Raw genomic sequence first — 16,950 nt, 5'->3', positions numbered from 1 at the left:
TAAAAATTAACAAATTCGTGGCAATTGGTCGCCTACCAACATATCAACAATCCTTTCAGCACCAAAAACTGTTTTTAACAATACAATACCTGGGGGTGAAGGAATAACTTCGCCAATAATACAAGCATCTTTTCCCGCAGGATGAGATTTCATAGCAGATAAAACAGTTTTTGTATATTTAGCTGCTACTACCACAACTAGCTTACCTTCATTAGCTAAATACAACGGGTCTAAACCGAGAATTTCGCAAACTCCGTTGACTTCTTCCCTTACTGGAATAGATTCTTCAAAGAGACGAATTCCCACATCAGAACTGAGGGCAAATTCATTTAATACTGTAGCTAAACCACCGCGTGTAGCATCTCGCATAGCATGAACTTGAGGACATACATGGAGAATAGTTTCTACTAAACTATGCAATGGCTGACAATCACTTTCAATATTAGTGTCTAAGGCTAATTCCCCACGAGCAATTAAAATTGCTGTCCCATGATTGCCTATTTCACCATTAATTATTATTGCATCTCCAGGTTTAATATTTTGGGCAGAAATACTAATTCCTCGCGGGATGATACCAATACCGGCAGTATTAATAAAGAGTTTATCGGCAGCACCACGATGTACAACTTTTGTGTCACCAGTAACAATTTGAACACCAGCTTCTTTTGCGGCTGCTTTCATGCTGGCTGCGACACGCCGCAAAGTTTCTACAGGTAATCCTTCTTCTAAAATTACGCTACAAGTTAAATATAAAGGTTTAGCACCGCTGACAGCTAAATCATTAACTGTGCCGTTTATAGCTAATTCTCCTATATCACTACCGGGAAAAAATAACGGGTCTACAACATAAGAGTCTGTAGTAAATGCGAGTCTGTCTCCTTGTTGTATGAGAGGGGCTAAGTTGAAGCTAGCTTGGTCTTGTAATTGCGAAAGAATCGGGTTATCAAAACTGCTAACAAAGATATCATCAATTAAATCACGCATGGCTTTCCCACCACTGCCGTGTGCGAGAGTTATATGAGTGTCTTGCACTTTTCTTTGGCGACGGCGGACTTGTTCTATTTTTTGGAATAGAGGATTTTGTACTTGATTCTTGGAGGATAAATCCATATTAAAATTAACTTTTTTTTAACGCAAAGGTACGCAGAGGGAAGCGCAAAGGTACGCAGAGTATTTGTAGTATTAGTCTGAGGAGAAGCCACAGGCGGGGAGAGGTTCTTGAGTTATAGTTAGTTTTGGTTTTTGGGCGATTGTTCTTTTGGCAATGGTGGAGAGTCGTCCATATTTGTAATAGGCTGCACAAGCGCCTTCGGAAGATACCATACAAGTACCGATTGGTGTTTCTGGTGTGCAAGCTGTACCGAATACTTTGCACTCCCAAGGTTTTAAGACTCCTTTAAGGATTTCTCCACATTTACAAGCTTTATGGTCGGCTACTTTGAGGTTAGGAATGGTAAATTTAAGTTCGGCATCAAATTGGGCATATTCAGGTTTAATTTGTAATCCTGAATAGGGAATATCACCTAAGCCACGCCAATCAAAACTATTTCGTATGGCGAAAACTTTATTTATGGCTTGTAGCGCTACTATATTCCCGCTTTTTTGGACAATTCGGTTATATTGGTTTTCGACTTCACAACGATTTTCTACTAGCTGTTGTAATAGCATCCAAATCGATTGAAGAATATCTAAGGGTTCAAATCCTGAGACGACTATTGGCTTATTATATTGTTGGGAAATAAATTGATATGGGTCAGTGCCAATTACCATGCTGACATGACCAGGGCCAACAAATCCATCTAGTTGTAAGTCGGGATTATCTAATAGTGCTTTCAGGGCGGGAACCACGAGGACGTGATTGGAAAACATACTAAAGTTATAAATTTTTTCGGCTGCTGCTTGGAGAATGGTGAAGGCGGTGCTGGGGGCTGTGGTTTCAAAGCCTAAGGCGAAGAAGACTACTTCCTTGTCGGGGTTATCTCTGGCAATTTGCAGGCTGTCTAGGGGAGAGTACACCATACGGATGTCTGCGCCTTGTGCCCTAGCTTGCAGTAAACTGGTATTGGAACCAGGAACTCGCATCGCGTCGCCAAAAGTAGCAAAGATGACGTTATGATTTTGAGAGATTGCGATCGCATCATCTAATCTCCCTTTTGGCATTACGCATACTGGACAACCAGGCCCATGAATTAGTTCAATGGCTTGGGGTAAAATTTCTTCGATACCATATTTAAATATGGAGTGGGTATGTCCGCCGCATACTTCCATGATTTTGATAGGTTTTTCTAGCCGATTGCATAATTTGGCGATTTCGCGGTGGATGGCTTCAGCTTTTTCAGGTTCGCGGAATTCGTCAACATATTTCATAAGGATTAGGGAATAGTAAATTTTACGTCAATACAGCACAGTTAAGTATTTCTTTTCTCTGTGCCGCGCCAGTTGCTTCTCCTAAGGGAGACGCTGCGCGAACAAGTCGGGGAACCCGCCCAACGCACTGGCTTCTCTGCGCCTCTGTGGTTCGTTAAGTTAAGTACTAATCTCTATTTGTGCTGCTGCTAATTCTTGGAAGAGTTGTAATGTTTCTGCTGCTTCTTGTTCGTTAATTCGATTCATGGCAAAGCCAACATGTACTAGTACCCAATCCCCAATACAAGCTTCGGGGGGATGTTGTTCATCTACGATACAAGCAATATTTACTTCTCGCTTAACACCACCAATGTTAACTATGGCTAATTTGTGGTTAACGTTGGTTATTTCTATAATTTGTCCGGGGATTCCTAAGCACATTTTTATTTTCTTCGCGGCTTTGCGTGAGAGAAGTTTTTATTCTAAATCAGCATTTTCTGATTAATTGTGCGGCTGCAATAACTGCTTGCCCTAAAGATAATCCGCCGTCATTAGCTGGAATTAAGCTATGAGTGAGTACTTTTATTCCCAAGGTTTGTAATCCTTTGGTAACTTGCTCTAACAATATACAATTTTGAAATACTCCTCCTGTTAGGACAACCTGATTAATCAGATTTTTTTGACAAAGATGCTTAACCATTTCCACAATCGCATTAGCTAAACCTTTGTGAAATTTTGCAGCTATAACTAGTTGTGGAATCTGCTGTTTTAAGTCATTGAGTAAGGCTTGCCACATTGGGCGCGGGTCTATACAATAAATACTATCTGAAAATATAAAATTGAAAGGATATTTTGGCGTTTCTTTATGATTATTTAAGCTGCTAACATCTACTATAGCTTCCATTGCGATCGCAGCTTGTCCTTCATAGCTACATTCATCTCTATAAATACCGATAGCCGCTGCCACTGCATCGAACAACCGCCCCACGGAGGAAGCTGGAGGTGAGTTAATCCCTTTCTCTATAAGTTGATTGAGTAGCTTTAGTGGTTTTTTATTTAAAAATTTTACTATTTCTAAATCACTATATTCTTGTTGGCAATCATTCCAAAGGTTAGCAGTTATTAATTGAGCATAGGTATTACGCCAAGGCTGATAAATTGCTTGTTCACCACTAATCATTACTACTGGTTTAAATGTTGCTAATCGCTGAAACTTTCGGTAATCAGCTAAAAGAAATTCTCCGCCCCAGAGTGTACCATCATCACCGTAACCTAAACCATCTAAAGCGATACCTAATACCGGAGGTGAATCTAGAGGAATACCATTTTCAGCCATGCAAGCAGCGATATGCGCGTGGTGATGTTGGATTTGATGAATTTTGATTTGATTTGTATCTGCGAGTTCTTTACCAAGTTTACTTGAGAGATATTCAGGATGTTTATCGATGGCAATTACTTCTGGTTGATGTTCAAATAAATTTAAGTATAAATTTAAAGTCTCTTGGTAAGCATTGAAAGTTGCAGCATTTTCTAAATCTCCCATATGTTGAGAGAGAATTGCTTCTCCTTCACGCAACAGGCAAAAGGTATTTTTTAACTCACTACCCATTGCTAAAATTTGCGGTACATCATGAAATCCTGGTGGTAGACTAATAGGTGCGGGTGCATATCCTCTGGCACGGCGAATTGTTTGGGTTTTATCGCCGATAACTCTCACAACTGAATCATCTACCCGATTAATAATCTCTCGATTGTGAAAGAGAAAATAATCAGCGATTGTCCCTAATTTTTCTCTTGCTTCGTCATTATCAATACATTGTGGTTCATCTGCAAGATTGCCACTTGTTAAAACAATTGGGCGATTCATTCGCCGCAGAATTAAATGATGTAAGGGCGTATAAGGTAGCATGAAACCAAGGGTATTCTGCCCCGATGCTATCGATGGTGCTACTACTTTTTTCCCTGTCGCTTGTAGTAAAACAATTGGTGCAGCAGGACTTGTCAATAATTCTTTTTCTTTGGCGTTGACAGTACAATATTGTTCAATTATCTCAATATCTCGCGCCATTAAAGCGAAGGGTTTGTGATAGCGCCTTTTGCGCTGACGCAGTTTTTGTACAACGGTTTCCTGAGTTGCATCGCAAGCCAGATGAATACCACCTAACCCTTTAATTCCCACAATCTCACCCTTTTGCAACAGGGTACAAACGGCATCAACATCATCCATCATGGAAAACATGGAAGCAGTAACTGATTTACCATCGGCGCGTTCTAACCAAGCTGTGGGGCCACAAGCATAACAAGCTACAGGTTGGGCGTGAAAACGGCGGTTTTCGACATCGTGGTATTCCTTTGCACATTCTGAACACATGGCAAACGCAGACATACTGGTATTGCATCTGTCGTAAGGAATGGCACGAATAATACTCAGGCGGGGGCCGCAATGAGTGCAGTTAGTAAAGGGGTAACGATAAAAGCGGCTAAAGGGGTCAAATATTTCTTGTTGACATTGCGGACAAGTGGCTGCATCAGGGGTAATTTCTGTTTTTATGGCATTACTGACACTAGTAGAAATCACAAAATTATCAAATTTCAATTCACGTTCATAAATAATTCTTGTTAGTTGATTAATTTTTGCCAACGGTGGACATTCTGTTTGCAATCTGGCAACAAATTTGGTTATTGCTTCCTCACTACCAGATACCCTAATTAAAACACCTTGACCATCATTACAAACATCTCCTTGCAAACCGCAGGCTTTAGCAAGACGATATACAGTAGGGCGAAATCCTACTCCTTGAACAGTGCCACGAACTCTAATTTCTTCAGTCGGCATAGTTAAACTGCCACAGCAATATTCGGTTATTTCCAGAATCAGCTATTATCGCCGTATTGCCACAAATTTTTATTCCGTAACACCAATTTAAGCTATCTCGTTTAGGTAATCCGAAATTACGATTTTCACCTTTACTTTGAAAACTTGTTTGTCCTGCCAACCCATTTGCTACTGCACCTTGCAGTGATAAAATTGATTCTGGTTTTCTCCATCCTAACAAACGGGAATTAGCAGTATCTGCAACTACTAACCAATCCTCAGTTATCCCCACACCATAAGGCATACTCAAACTACTAGCACTAGGATAATAAACTCCTTGATTCATCTCCACAAAATCAAAGTTTTGTTGCCCTAAAACTACTGCACAAGGGGTATTGTTTTCTGTTGGTATTCCCTGCCAAATCATTACCCGGTGATTACCTGCATCACTGATAACCAGATTTTCTCCCCAAAAGGTGATATCGTGACACCAACGCATACTCGCTGCGGTTGCAGAAGCACCGCCGTTTTCATTGCGAGATATCATATCTGGTTGTCCCAAAACTAAATCAGCAGGTTGACCATTTTCTGTTGGTAACTGATGCCAAATTAATACCCTTCGATTACCAGTGTCAGCAATAAATAGCCGTCCTTGATGATAGAAAACACCATAGGGCCAGTGCATTGTATTAGCTGATGCTGCTTGATTTCCTCGATTTGGTTCATTATCAGTAAAATTAACTTGCCCTAACACCAAATCTGCCGGAACATTGTTATCTTCAGGTAAGTTTTTCCAAATCAGAACCCGATGATTCCAAGCATCTGCTACAGCTAATCCTTTGTCGCAAGCACAAATCCCAGTTGGTACACTTAGAGTTGCCCTTCCTGGTGAACTTTTAGCATTTTGTCCCTCATAATAAAAGTCAGGTTGTCCAATTACCCAATCAGCAGGTTGACTATCTCTCGTGGGTAAATTCTGCCATCCCAATAATCGATGATGTCCCGTATCTGATACCCATAAGGGGCCAGTTTCTGATAACAAACAAGCAGCACGAGGCCCGAACATTGTTGTGGGACTGGGTGCTACAGGTATCACTAATTGTTGTGGTTCAATAATGTTACCTAAAATTACCTCTGCACCTTGAGGTGATAGAGGTAAATATTGAGAAATTTCTGTTGCTTCTAGCGGTAATTGTGATATGGGATTAATTTTGATTGGGATATCCATGAACCGCAGATAGACGCTGATAATTATTTAAAAACATTAATGTTGAATAGCATGTAACAACAGTAACAATTTTGGATATGTTTTTATTTTCAATTAAGTTAAAATCTTTAATCAACTTCCGTATTAATCAATCTGAAAAAATTTTTGCTAACCTCCAGTGGCTTTTGCTACACAGCGATATTTGTCATGAGTGCGCGATGTACTGAAATGAGAAAACAATCAGACATTTTGAGAAAGCATTTAGCCATTTTGCTTGCTGAATCTACTGAAATGAGAAAGCAATCAAGCATTTTGAGAAAGCAATATGCCTTTTTGCTTGCTGAATCTACCGAAATGAGAAAGCAATTAGACATTTTGAGAAAGCATTTAGCCATTTTGCTTTCTCAAAACACTGAAATGAATAAGCGAATTACACAAATGAGAAATAATTCAGGTATATTGAGAAAGCAATCTGCCTTTTTACTTGCACAAAACACTCAAATGAATGCGCGAAATACTTAAATTTAAAGGCAATGTAGCCTTGACTTCCTAATCAGCAAGTATATTTGATGAGATATTACCTTCGCGTGATCATTTTTGCAGTTTTACAAAAACCTTATCGTCTTTAATGTTTACTGGATACGATTGAAGCGAAATCTCAGGTGCAGTTAAGCATTCACCTGTCTCTAACTTGTACTGGAATCCGTGGGAAGGACAGGTAATAATACTATTTTCAACCTTACCCTCTTCTAGGGGAGATCCTAAATGAGTGCAAGCATTACGGTAACATTTTACCGTAACACCTTGACGATATAAAATTAGTGAATTACCAGCAAGTTGTACTGCCAACACGCTAAATTCAGGAACTTGATTAATAGTCGCAACTTTGATCCAAGCAGAAGTTATCTTTGAAGAAAAAGGACTGATTAAACCAGAATTTGCGTTATTAACAGTAGGGTTATTATTGACTGCAATTACTTTGGTAATTTCGGGACAATGGTTTTTGATTGTCTGTTCTACTCCCTGAGATAAAGTCAAAGTAGAAGCCGGACAACTGCTGCAAGTTCCGATTAATCTAACTTCTATTGTATCTGGTGGCTTAATTGCTACTAGTTCTACATCCCCATTATGGCTTTTTAAACCTGGGCGAACTTCTTCAAGTGCTGTCTCAACACGTTGTGCTAATGGTAGTTTTGGTGGTTTTACTAGTTCGTGATACAGTAGCACTGCATACACTACTTCATCAGTAACAGCATGACGTAAAGCTGACATTGATTCTTGTTTTAGACTTTTAATCAAACTAGTCAATGCAGCTTTATGCAAAGCTTCAATTGCTCTTTTTAAACCTACTGCTACACACCGTTGGCTTTCATCCCATTGGGATATAATTGCTTCAAAGCGGTTAATTTCCTGAACTAATTCTTCAAGGTTAGTCATTGGTAGATTAGGCATTAGGCTTTAGTAACTGTAGGGTGTGTTACCGCGTTAGCGTAACGTACCATTTCAGGTTTTCGGTGCGTTACGCAAGCCGTAACATACCTTTCACCATTTTCTAATTATTTGCGCGTATCTATTTAGGCATTAGTTATTCACAAAGGATAATTTACTTCATTTTGAAATCCTTAAGGAGAAATGGCATAATCATGCCTGTCACTAAGCTAGATAATATTATTGGGAAGTATAAAGGAATTGGGGCTTGTGCGAGTAACACTAGTAGCAAGAAACCTATAGCAACACCAATAGTAGTTTGCTTGATAAAAAATATTGGGTCGCGTAGTAGCTTTCCTTTTAAAAATAACTTGACAGAAAACCATCCTATCTCTAACATATTTTCTCCTAATAATTTGTCAAAAAGTTTAATAAAGCAAGCCCTAAGATGATGGCAGGAATTGCACCGGCAGGAGCAAATAATGCACCAAGCATTGCTGAAAACTGATAGCCTATATCTTTTCCAGCTAACAGCATTCCACCAATTGCACCGCCGACCATAGATAAGGCTGTTGCTATGATTACCCACACGAATTCTGTTGCTATGTTCAGATCACCATCTGCTAAACTTGTGAGAAAATTTATCACATTTGCATAGGTAAAAATATCTCTCATGCTGTTTTGTCCTCTTGATTAAAGTGAAGAGTGAAGAGTTAGGAATTAAATTAGATCCATAAATTATAATTCTTAACCCTTCATTTCTGCTTCCACATCTTGTAGCGCTTGGGTTACTACCTCTGCTTGTTCCATTTGTTGATATTTCGTAAATATTTCTAAAGCGTCTTGATAGTAGATACGCGCTTGCAAAAGATTTTTAGGATTACCAGCTTCTGGTTTATCCTGGTCGTCTGGTAAGTTGAAGAGGGCGTTAGCTTTGTTAGAAATTGTGTTAGCGTACTCTAAAGGTGTATCTTTGGGATTACGCACTTTTAGCGCTTCGTCATAAGCTGCGATCGCCCTTAAATTATTCTCAACAGGATGGGAACTCACTAAATATTGCAAAGCGTTACCTAAATTGTTTTGCAACATTGCATATTCTCTGGGATGGTCAATCAAATTAATATGCTTCAGCGCCACCTCAAATGATTGCACTGCTAACCCTTGACGCAAGTATTCCCGTTCCGATGCTAAGGGCATAGAAAGGTAAGCGATCGCAATATTGTTATATAAAATCGCGTATTCTTGGGGGTAATCGTCCCAAGTAAACACCCGCAAAGCCTCGTGATAAGCTTGGATGCTGTCGGTTATCCGTGCCAAATTGAATGGTACAAGCGACTGCAACACCAGCCCAAAATTCATCTGCGTCTCTGCTACTTCCTCTGGCGTTGCTAATTGTTGTAAAATCGGTAGCGCTTCTTCATAACCTGCTTTCGCTTGCAGCAGCAGTTGGTAATCAGCATCCGGTATTGCCTGTAATGTCCCTGCCATGCCCACTTGGGCGCGGGCTTTCAGCAAAGGATATTCCTCAGCACACATCTCATAGGCCCGGTAATATAACCCAACTGCATTTCGCAAGTCTTGGGCAGCTTTGGGCTTTTTTTGAAAGCCCTGTGCTATCTCGATTAGCATCTGGATTTTTTCCTCTGTTGAGGCTGACTCCGATGCAACAGCTGCTAACGCAGCCTTCACCGCTGAATCTGTAATGCTAGGGGTCATAACTCTGCCGTACTCTAGCCAATTGGGAATTGAGTCTGTCAACGCCCACGAATGATCAAGACACGCTTTCGCATCTAATCACGGGCCATACTGATTTACGCAGGCTTCGAGTCCTTTAGGCGGAATTCCCCTTTTTTGTCTGAGGCTAGGATTAGGGACTGGCGATTAGGGAAGAGTTTTCCCAGTACCCAATACCCAATTCCCAGTCATTAAAATATAAAACACCCTATTTCTAAAATTCTAGGGGGAAATTGCTAATATTAATGTCAGCTTTAAACACCTAATATTTTTTAAATACTTTTTGTATCATCATCTTATACAATTTAAATATTTTTTATTGAATTATTGACATACATAATATTTAGTGTACTTTAAATATTCGCCACGGGATCGTCGAAGTGTAAAATACATTCATCAACTGTAAAACAAGCTCCCTTGAAAACAGACAGCATCTTCTATCGGATCTTTCAGAGTATCCCTAGCACTTTCTTTGAACTGATTAACCAACCGCCCCAACTAGCTAGTGCTTACCAATTTTCTTCAGTAGAAGTTAAACAACTGGCGTTTAGAATCGATGGTGTTTTTCTCCCAAATGCAGTAGAATTGCCCATTTATTTTGCCGAAGTGCAATTTCAACCAGATAAAAAGTTATACTCACGTTTATTTACTGAAATCTTTAACTATCTTGACAAAACCGAATTAACCAACAATTGGCGTGGTGTTGTCATCTTTCCCAACCGCAGCGTTGATACTGGAGATACCGAAAGATATGCAGAATTACTCAACTCACAACGCGTGACTCGCGTCTATCTTGACGAATTAAGCTCTAATTCAGCATCATCAATCGGCATTGAGACAATTAAACTGATCATCGAACCTGAATCAACGGCGACAATAAAAGCTATAGAAATAGTCAACAGTGCCCGACAGCAAATTCCAGATGTTGCTACTATTAGGGAAATTATACAATTGATAGAGACAATATTAATCTATAAGTTGCCGCGATTGAGCCAGCAGGAGATAGGAAAAATGTTTGGATCAAATGAGTTAAAGCAAACTAGATTTTACCAAGATGTTTTTGCAGAAGGTAGACAAGAAGGTAAGTTAGAAGCTAAGTTAGAAACCATACCCCAGTTATTAGGGTATGGTTTAAGTATTCAGCAGATAGCTCAAGTGTTAGGTTTGGACGAACAACTTGTTAGGCAAGCTGCACAACCAAAATCCTAAAACAGGAAGAGATTGGGAAAATGTTTGGCTCGAATGAATTAAAGCAAACTAGATTTTACCAAGATGTTTTTGCAGAAGGTAAACAAGAAGGGAAGTTAGAAACGATACCTCAGTTATTAGCGCTGGGGTTAAGTATTGAGCAGATAGCTCAAGCGTTAGGTTTGGAGGAACAAGTTGTTAGGCGATCTGCACAACCAAAATCCTAAAACAACTGATATATAGCTAACGGGGCACAAAGTTTTGTGCCCCTATTTTTGGATCATTTATTATATGAAAATCTGATGGCTTAAAATACTCGCCACTTCACACAATTAATAGTTGATAGTAATTATTATTAATAATCACAGACTTTTAACCGGGATAAATTAAGCACGTTGAGTTTGCTAAGGTCAAAACTTAAAAAAAAGGTAGTTTTTATTTTTACTATTTTGCATTTATTAAACGTGTCACATATATAACAAATATAGCCCTTGAAAATAATTTTGAGATAATTTAACTTGTTGTTAATGATTAATTCTTTTTTAATGAAAATGAATTAAATCAAAAAATATCTTAGAATTGAAAAATAAATATTGATAACCAGGTGAGGTTTTACAAGCATTATCACCTACATCATGCATGTTAAACAATAGAAAAACACCTAGCTAATGACTAACGTACTATGGCTACAGGGTGGTGCTTGTTCAGGCAACACCATGTCATTTCTCAACGCCGAAGAACCGACAGTCTGCGATTTAATTGCCGACTTTGGCATCAACTTACTTTGGCATCCATCCTTGGGGTTAGAAATAGGCAACAACTTGCAAACAATGCTGTGGGATTGCATTTCTGGCACAATTCCCTTAGATATCTTGGTATTTGAGGGGAGTGTTGTTAACGCCCCCAATGGCACAGGCGAATGGAATCGGTTTGCCGATCGCGCCATGAAAGATTGGTTAGCAGACCTCGCCAAAGTTGCTCATTTTATCGTAGCTGTGGGCGACTGTGCCACATGGGGAGGAATTCCCGCCATGTCACCAAACCCCACCGAGTCGGAAGGTTTGCAATTTCTCAAGCGTCAAGAAGGCGGCTTTTTAGGTAAAGACTTCTTGTCTCAAGCCGGATTACCTGTAATTAATATACCTGGATGTCCCTCCCATCCCGACTGGATTACGCAGATATTAGTTGCGATCGCTACTGGACGCATAGCAGACATTGCTTTAGATGAACTAAATCGTCCCCAAACCTTCTTCAACAGTTATACCCAAACAGGTTGTACCCGCAACGTCCACTTTGCTTACAAAGCATCAACCGCCGAATTTGGTCAGCGTAAAGGATGCCTATTTTATGACTTGGGTTGTCGCGGCCCCATGACCCATTCTTCCTGCAACCGCATCTTATGGAACCGCGTCTCTTCCAAAACTCGCGCCGGAATGCCTTGTTTAGGTTGCACCGAACCAGAATTTCCGTTCTTTGACCTCAAACCCGGAACCGTATTTAAAACCCAAACAGTGATGGGAGTTCCCAAAGAATTACCGCCAGGGGTGAACAAAAAAGACTACGCTTTACTCACAATGATTGCCAAAGATGCTGCACCAGCTTGGGCAGAAGAAGACTTTTTCACAGTTTAGTCATTAGTCAGTCGTTTCCGAAGTTCTGATGCCTGCGGCAACCCCTTCGGGGAACGGAGGAAGCCTCCGCTCAGACTTCTCTCTTTGTCATTTGTAAAGAACTAATGACCAATGACTAATGACTAATGACCAAACACTAATGACTAAGGACAAATGACAAATGACAATTCAATCATTAGACATTTCGCCTGTCGGTAGAGTTGAAGGCGATTTAGATGTCCGAGTTGACATTGATAATGGACGGGTAGTCAACGCTTGGACACACGCGGAACTATTTCGCGGATTTGAAGTTATCCTTCGCGGTAAAGACCCCCAAGCCGGATTAATTGTTACACCTCGGATTTGCGGTATTTGCGGCGGTTCTCACCTGACTTGTGCATCTTGGGCATTAGATACAGCTTGGGAAACAGAAGTTCCTCGCAATGCAATTTTGGCGAGAAATCTCGGTCAAATTGTCGAGACAATTCAAAGCATCCCCCGCTATTTTTATGGTTTGTTTGCCATTGATTTAACAAATAGAAAATACCGCAATAGTCGCTTTTATGAGGAAGCTGTTAGACGCTTTGCTGCTTTCACTGGCAAATCTTATGAACTAGGCATAACAATTTCCGCTAAACCCGTAGAAATTTATGCACTATTAGGCGGACAATGGCCGCATTCTAGCTACATGGTTCCCGGTGGCGTGATGTGCGCCCCGACTTTAACAGACATTACCCGCGCTTGGGCGATTCTAGAATATTTCCGCACCAATTGGTTAGAACCAGTGTGGTTGGGTTGTTCTTTAGAACGCTACGAACAAATCCAGACTTATGACGACTTCAGGGATTGGCTGGATGAAAACCGAAATCATCGAGATTCCGACTTAGGTTTTTATTGGCGCATGGGTTTAGATATCGGTCTAGATAGATATGGTGCTGGTGTTGGTAAATATGTCACTTGGGGATATTTAGCCCATGAAGATAAATACCAAAAGCCGACTATCGAAGGACGAAATGCGGCGATGATCATGAAAAGTGGAGTGTATGACAGCTTCACACACACTCACACCTTAATGGATCAGTCATTTACCCGCGAGAATACAACTCACTCCTGGTACGATGAAGGGACAGAAGACGTTCACCCAAGCGATCGCACCACTAAACCCACTGCGAATAATACAAAAGATTTCGATAACGCCTACTCTTGGTCGAGTGCAGTCCTACACAAAGACTTCGGACGTTTGGAAGTTGGCCCCTTAGCGCGGCAATTAGTTGCAGGTGGTAAACATGGCGAATCTTGGCAGCACTACGACGGCTTTATCCTCGATGTCTTCAAACGGATGGGTGGCGCTAGTATCCATGTGCGTCAGCTTGCACGACTTCACGAAATTGTCAAGTTATATCGGCAAGCCGAACACTGTTTGCGCGAATTCAAATTAAACGACCCCTGGTATATCAAACCCAAAGAAAAAGATGGTCGCGGTTGGGGTGCAACAGAAGCAGCACGCGGTTCCTTGTCTCACTGGGTAGAAGTGGAGGGCGGTAAGATTAAGAATTACCAGGTGATTGCCCCAGGTACATGGAATATTGGCCCTCGTGACGGTGAAGGAATTCGCGGCCCCATTGAAGAAGCTTTAATTGGCACACCCATTTACGATTCTAGCGATCCTGTGGAAGTTGGTCATGTGGCGCGATCGTTTGATTCTTGTTTAGTGTGTACAGTTCACGCCCATGATGCTAAAACTGGTGAAGAGTTAGCGCGTTTTCGGACTGCTTAAAAGATGCTATAACTAATGGCTAATTATTTTTCAGTTAGTCATTAGCTGTGTTTTTTAGCATGTTAGATATTATGAACTCTCCTGTTGCTCCTCAGAATGGAATAGACATTATTTGATTGACCCACTCTTCAGCAGTAGAAACTTCCCAAACCAGGATGACAGCTTCAAGGGCTTCACTGATTGAGAGATTTTGAGAGAGAACCAGAACCCCACAACTAGTTTGTGACATAATGAACTGACCAAATTCAGCAGGCATAGTCTTACGATCATGGGTTATAAGAACTCTGCTATTCTGTGCTGCTATCGCCAATACCTCTGAGTCTTTCTTGCCTTCAAGTCCTGCTGCATAGGCTGATTGAAAATCAAGATTTGGTTGTCTGCGTACTGCACCAGTTACGATTGCTTGCTTAAGGTCAGCATCTGCTTGAAATCGAACTGATGTCATACCTTGTTCTGCTTCTGTGTTTGAGCGGCTTTTAACTTTTGATACAGAAGCGGATTCTTGTCTCTACAGGACTGTTGCAGTTTCTCAAACTCTGCTTCACCCTCCTTTAAGTACGCATCAACTAACTCTCGGTTGGCAAGATAGAAGGCTATGGCTCCATAAACCTTCTCCAGCGAGAGCAAAGGGAAGTCATGAGCAATGCTTTCTGGGGATTCTCCATTTAAAAAAGCATACACAACTGAATCGAGGGAAATGCGCGTCTGTACGATCCAGTAACCTTCACCTCGTTGTTCAATATACTGCTTTGTTAGGGTTGGTGTTACTGTCATAGGGCATGGTGGCGACTCTTTGCCTACATATTAGGCGATCGCGCCTAGATTAATATGTCAATATTTTAGTGACAGATTTGCTTAAAGCAAGATTTCATAACTGGTTTTAGTCATTAGCTGTTTTTTACCACATGAGATATTATGCCATGATTAGAAGTAGCTAGGGCATGAGGGAAAAGTTTATGACTATAACTATAGAAGCTGTTTATGAACAAGGGGTACTCAGGCTATCACAGCCGATTCCCTTAGCCGAAGGAACTCGTGTTGAAGTCACTGTAATTTCTACTGAGGCTAAACCTAAAAACAAAACTCCTAGAGAGATTCTGGCACAAATTGCAGCCATACCCTTAGAAGTTAGCAATGATAAATTTTCTGGTCGAGATCATGACACTATTCTTTATCCTTCTTATATATAGTGCAGCTATCTACAGTGTACCGCAGTGTTAGGTTTGACAATATCAAAGACTATTGTCTCAAGAAACCATGTAACCTATTAGGAATTTCAAAGATGAAGAAACTAATATACTGAATATTATCCAAGTAATTCTGCCAACAATTTGTCTAGTCAATTTTTTATTATTATTTTCAAACTCCTCTATAGCTTTTTCATCTCCTCGTGTAATAGAAAAGCTTGGATATTCCTCAAATTTATTTACTCGTTTGTCTATAAAATTTTCAATTTTAAATCCTGAAAATAACCCAGTTAGAAAAATTGCTGCCAAAAATATGAAAAGATTCTGTAGTGTTTCAACTGAGATTTCTTCTTTGATTCCTAAAATAGGAAACAAGTAATTTGAGTATTGGCATACAATTATTAAAAGCACGATAGGCGATGCGTAACGAATAATCTCACTCAAGAACTTCCCTTGCTTTTTGAAAAACCTCTGAACAAAGCTAGATTCAGGAGAATCTCTCAAACCCTCATACCAATTGATCACGACATTCAATAATTCGATTGCAATAATATTATTGACAAAATCAACTTTACAGATACTAGAAGATCGCGCCTCTATTAACTCCTGAATGTTATCACTTGTAAGAATTAGCTGAAACATATCTTTAGGTGGAATATAATTACCAAGCCTTAACTTTATCGAATGTCTTTGAGGAATTTGATAGCCCGGTAATTTAATTACAAAATCCCAGTGTATCGTAACCGTTTGAATTCTTTCATTAATAGTGTTCCAATTCTCTCTTTCAAATTCAGCCCAAGTAGAGTAGTCCTTAATTTTTTTATTTGAGAGAATGAAATTAATTGAGCCGATACTTGCAGTTAGATCATGATTCCTGAGTTTAGCTCGTATTTGTTCATTAATATTTATGATATCCCCTAGTTCCAAAGTCTTTTTACCTGGAAGTAAACGGATCTCTGTATCAGGCTTTGCATTAAGTTGATAAAAGAGAGACTTGAAATCATCAAGGAACGTATTTGCTCCAGTCTGTTGTGGAACAATACTTGAATTTTCATAGGTTTGAGAATTATTCATGACAGTAAATTTTGCAGTATATAGAGTCAAAATTATAACTTTTATAATTTTTCAATGTCAACATTACAGTCTAATGGTACAGCTTACAAATGGCAGATATCTGTAAAATAAACGAACAGAAAGGTCGCCGGGTCATCCGCTCCACAATATTGTTTGCCTGTTGTTAGAACTACAAATATATTAGGACTTACGCACACTCTACGAATTTTTGGCGTCCTTGGCGTCTTGGCGGTTCGATAGATTAAGCTTTTTAGCAATTCTTTGCGTAAGTCCTGTATATCAGATCTGATATAAATAACGGCATGGATGAAAACGATAAACCTTTAGTTTGGTTGCATGGTGAGGTTAAAACTCCGTCATTCAGCCTGGAAGCACGCATAAAAGTAGATGTACTGCTCAGATGCAGCAAGGTGAAAACCTTGGTATGCCTACATTTGCTACTTCGGCGTTCGCATTTGCTACTTTGGCGACTACATTTGTTACTTCGGCGTTCGCATTTGTTACTTCGGCGTTCGCATTTGCTATTTCGGCGTTCGCATTTGTTACTTCGGCGTTCGCATTTGTTACTTCGGCGTTCGCATTTG

At 40.1% G+C, this 16,950-nt stretch carries 18 protein-coding genes and 1 pseudogene; 6 read left to right on the top strand and 13 right to left on the bottom strand.

What is annotated here, in order from left to right; all coding sequences use genetic code 11:
• Positions 1-6: 6 nt before the first annotated feature.
• The 5 genes from hypE to V7K35_RS24940 form a co-directional block, all read right to left on the bottom strand.
• Positions 7-1,110, bottom strand: coding sequence for a hydrogenase expression/formation protein HypE (gene hypE, locus V7K35_RS24960; RefSeq protein ID WP_335082621.1), 1,104 nt, complete (start codon positions 1,108-1,110; stop codon positions 7-9).
• 72 nt (positions 1,111-1,182) lie between these two features.
• Positions 1,183-2,367 carry a hydrogenase formation protein HypD gene (hypD, locus tag V7K35_RS24955; RefSeq protein WP_335082617.1) on the bottom strand — a complete coding sequence of 395 codons (1,185 nt, stop codon included), beginning with the start codon at positions 2,365-2,367 and terminating at the stop codon, positions 1,183-1,185.
• A 159-nt stretch (positions 2,368-2,526) separates the two neighbouring features.
• Positions 2,527-2,787, bottom strand: coding sequence for a HypC/HybG/HupF family hydrogenase formation chaperone (locus tag V7K35_RS24950; RefSeq protein ID WP_335082615.1), 261 nt, complete (start codon positions 2,785-2,787; stop codon positions 2,527-2,529).
• A gap of 46 nt (positions 2,788-2,833) precedes the next feature.
• On the bottom strand, positions 2,834-5,182 hold the full coding sequence (hypF, locus tag V7K35_RS24945) for a carbamoyltransferase HypF (RefSeq protein ID WP_335082613.1): 2,349 nt from the start codon (positions 5,180-5,182) through the stop codon (positions 2,834-2,836).
• Entirely contained in the window at positions 5,172-6,389 is a 1,218-nt protein-coding gene (locus V7K35_RS24940) for a hypothetical protein (RefSeq protein WP_335082611.1), read from the bottom strand. The genes hypF and V7K35_RS24940 overlap by 11 nt, the downstream gene beginning before the upstream one ends.
• A 207-nt stretch (positions 6,390-6,596) precedes the next feature.
• Between V7K35_RS24940 and V7K35_RS24935 the strand changes: the two genes are divergently transcribed.
• The gene (locus V7K35_RS24935) at positions 6,597-6,890 is read left to right on the top strand and encodes a hypothetical protein (RefSeq protein WP_335082609.1); all 294 of its coding nucleotides are present in this window, start codon (positions 6,597-6,599) and stop codon (positions 6,888-6,890) included.
• Positions 6,891-6,959: 69 nt separating this feature from the next.
• On the opposite strand, the gene V7K35_RS24930 is transcribed toward V7K35_RS24935, so the two are convergent.
• From V7K35_RS24930 to V7K35_RS24915, 4 genes are all read right to left on the bottom strand, one after another.
• Positions 6,960-7,805, bottom strand: coding sequence for a NifU family protein (locus tag V7K35_RS24930; RefSeq protein ID WP_335082685.1), 846 nt, complete (start codon positions 7,803-7,805; stop codon positions 6,960-6,962).
• Positions 7,806-7,971: 166 nt separating this feature from the next.
• Positions 7,972-8,196, bottom strand: a complete 225-nt coding sequence (locus V7K35_RS24925; protein ID WP_335082607.1) for a hypothetical protein — start codon at positions 8,194-8,196, stop codon at positions 7,972-7,974.
• Positions 8,197-8,204: 8 nt separating this feature from the next.
• Positions 8,205-8,471, bottom strand: coding sequence for a hypothetical protein (locus V7K35_RS24920; RefSeq protein ID WP_335082605.1), 267 nt, complete (start codon positions 8,469-8,471; stop codon positions 8,205-8,207).
• Between the two features lie 72 nt (positions 8,472-8,543).
• Positions 8,544-9,512, bottom strand: a complete 969-nt coding sequence (locus V7K35_RS24915; protein ID WP_335082603.1) for a hypothetical protein — start codon at positions 9,510-9,512, stop codon at positions 8,544-8,546.
• A gap of 435 nt (positions 9,513-9,947) precedes the next feature.
• On the opposite strand from V7K35_RS24915, the gene V7K35_RS24910 reads away from it, so the two are divergent.
• The 4 genes from V7K35_RS24910 (at position 9,948) to V7K35_RS24895 (ending at position 14,105) form a co-directional block, all read left to right on the top strand.
• Entirely contained in the window at positions 9,948-10,739 is a 792-nt protein-coding gene (locus V7K35_RS24910; RefSeq protein WP_335082601.1) for an Rpn family recombination-promoting nuclease/putative transposase, read from the top strand.
• 20 nt (positions 10,740-10,759) lie between these two features.
• Positions 10,760-10,945 carry a hypothetical protein gene (locus V7K35_RS24905; RefSeq protein WP_335082599.1) on the top strand — a complete coding sequence of 62 codons (186 nt, stop codon included), beginning with the start codon at positions 10,760-10,762 and terminating at the stop codon, positions 10,943-10,945.
• 441 nt (positions 10,946-11,386) lie between these two features.
• Positions 11,387-12,349, top strand: coding sequence for a hydrogenase small subunit (locus V7K35_RS24900; protein WP_335082597.1), 963 nt, complete (start codon positions 11,387-11,389; stop codon positions 12,347-12,349).
• A gap of 160 nt (positions 12,350-12,509) precedes the next feature.
• Positions 12,510-14,105, top strand: coding sequence for a nickel-dependent hydrogenase large subunit (locus V7K35_RS24895; protein WP_335082595.1), 1,596 nt, complete (start codon positions 12,510-12,512; stop codon positions 14,103-14,105).
• A gap of 91 nt (positions 14,106-14,196) precedes the next feature.
• On the opposite strand, the gene V7K35_RS24890 is transcribed toward V7K35_RS24895, so the two are convergent.
• Together V7K35_RS24890 and V7K35_RS24885 are read right to left on the bottom strand one after the other, a co-directional pair.
• Positions 14,197-14,550 (bottom strand): DUF5615 family PIN-like protein, encoded by a 354-nt coding sequence (locus V7K35_RS24890; RefSeq protein WP_334811318.1) that lies wholly within the window; start codon positions 14,548-14,550, stop codon positions 14,197-14,199.
• A complete protein-coding gene (locus tag V7K35_RS24885; RefSeq protein WP_298918554.1) occupies positions 14,547-14,879 on the bottom strand; it encodes a DUF433 domain-containing protein in 333 nt (110 codons plus the stop codon). Before V7K35_RS24885 ends, V7K35_RS24890 begins: the two co-directional genes overlap by 4 nt.
• A gap of 182 nt (positions 14,880-15,061) precedes the next feature.
• Here V7K35_RS24885 and V7K35_RS24880 point away from each other — a divergent pair, with 182 nt between their 5' ends.
• The gene (locus tag V7K35_RS24880) at positions 15,062-15,295 is read left to right on the top strand and encodes an antitoxin family protein (RefSeq protein ID WP_335082593.1); all 234 of its coding nucleotides are present in this window, start codon (positions 15,062-15,064) and stop codon (positions 15,293-15,295) included.
• A 57-nt stretch (positions 15,296-15,352) separates the two neighbouring features.
• Here the strand turns inward: V7K35_RS24880 and V7K35_RS24875 are convergent, their stop codons facing one another.
• Positions 15,353-16,366, bottom strand: a complete 1,014-nt coding sequence (locus tag V7K35_RS24875; RefSeq protein WP_335082591.1) for a hypothetical protein — start codon at positions 16,364-16,366, stop codon at positions 15,353-15,355.
• A 396-nt stretch (positions 16,367-16,762) separates the two neighbouring features.
• Positions 16,763-16,950 (bottom strand): annotated as a pseudogene (locus V7K35_RS24870) (hypothetical protein); the annotation flags it as partial.

Source organism: Nostoc sp. (genome assembly GCF_036917275.1).
In the GTDB taxonomy this organism is placed as follows: Bacteria; Cyanobacteriota; Cyanobacteriia; order Cyanobacteriales; family Nostocaceae; genus Nostoc.
Note: the sequence above shows the minus strand (reverse complement) of the source record. Positions and strands in the feature narration are given on the sequence as shown.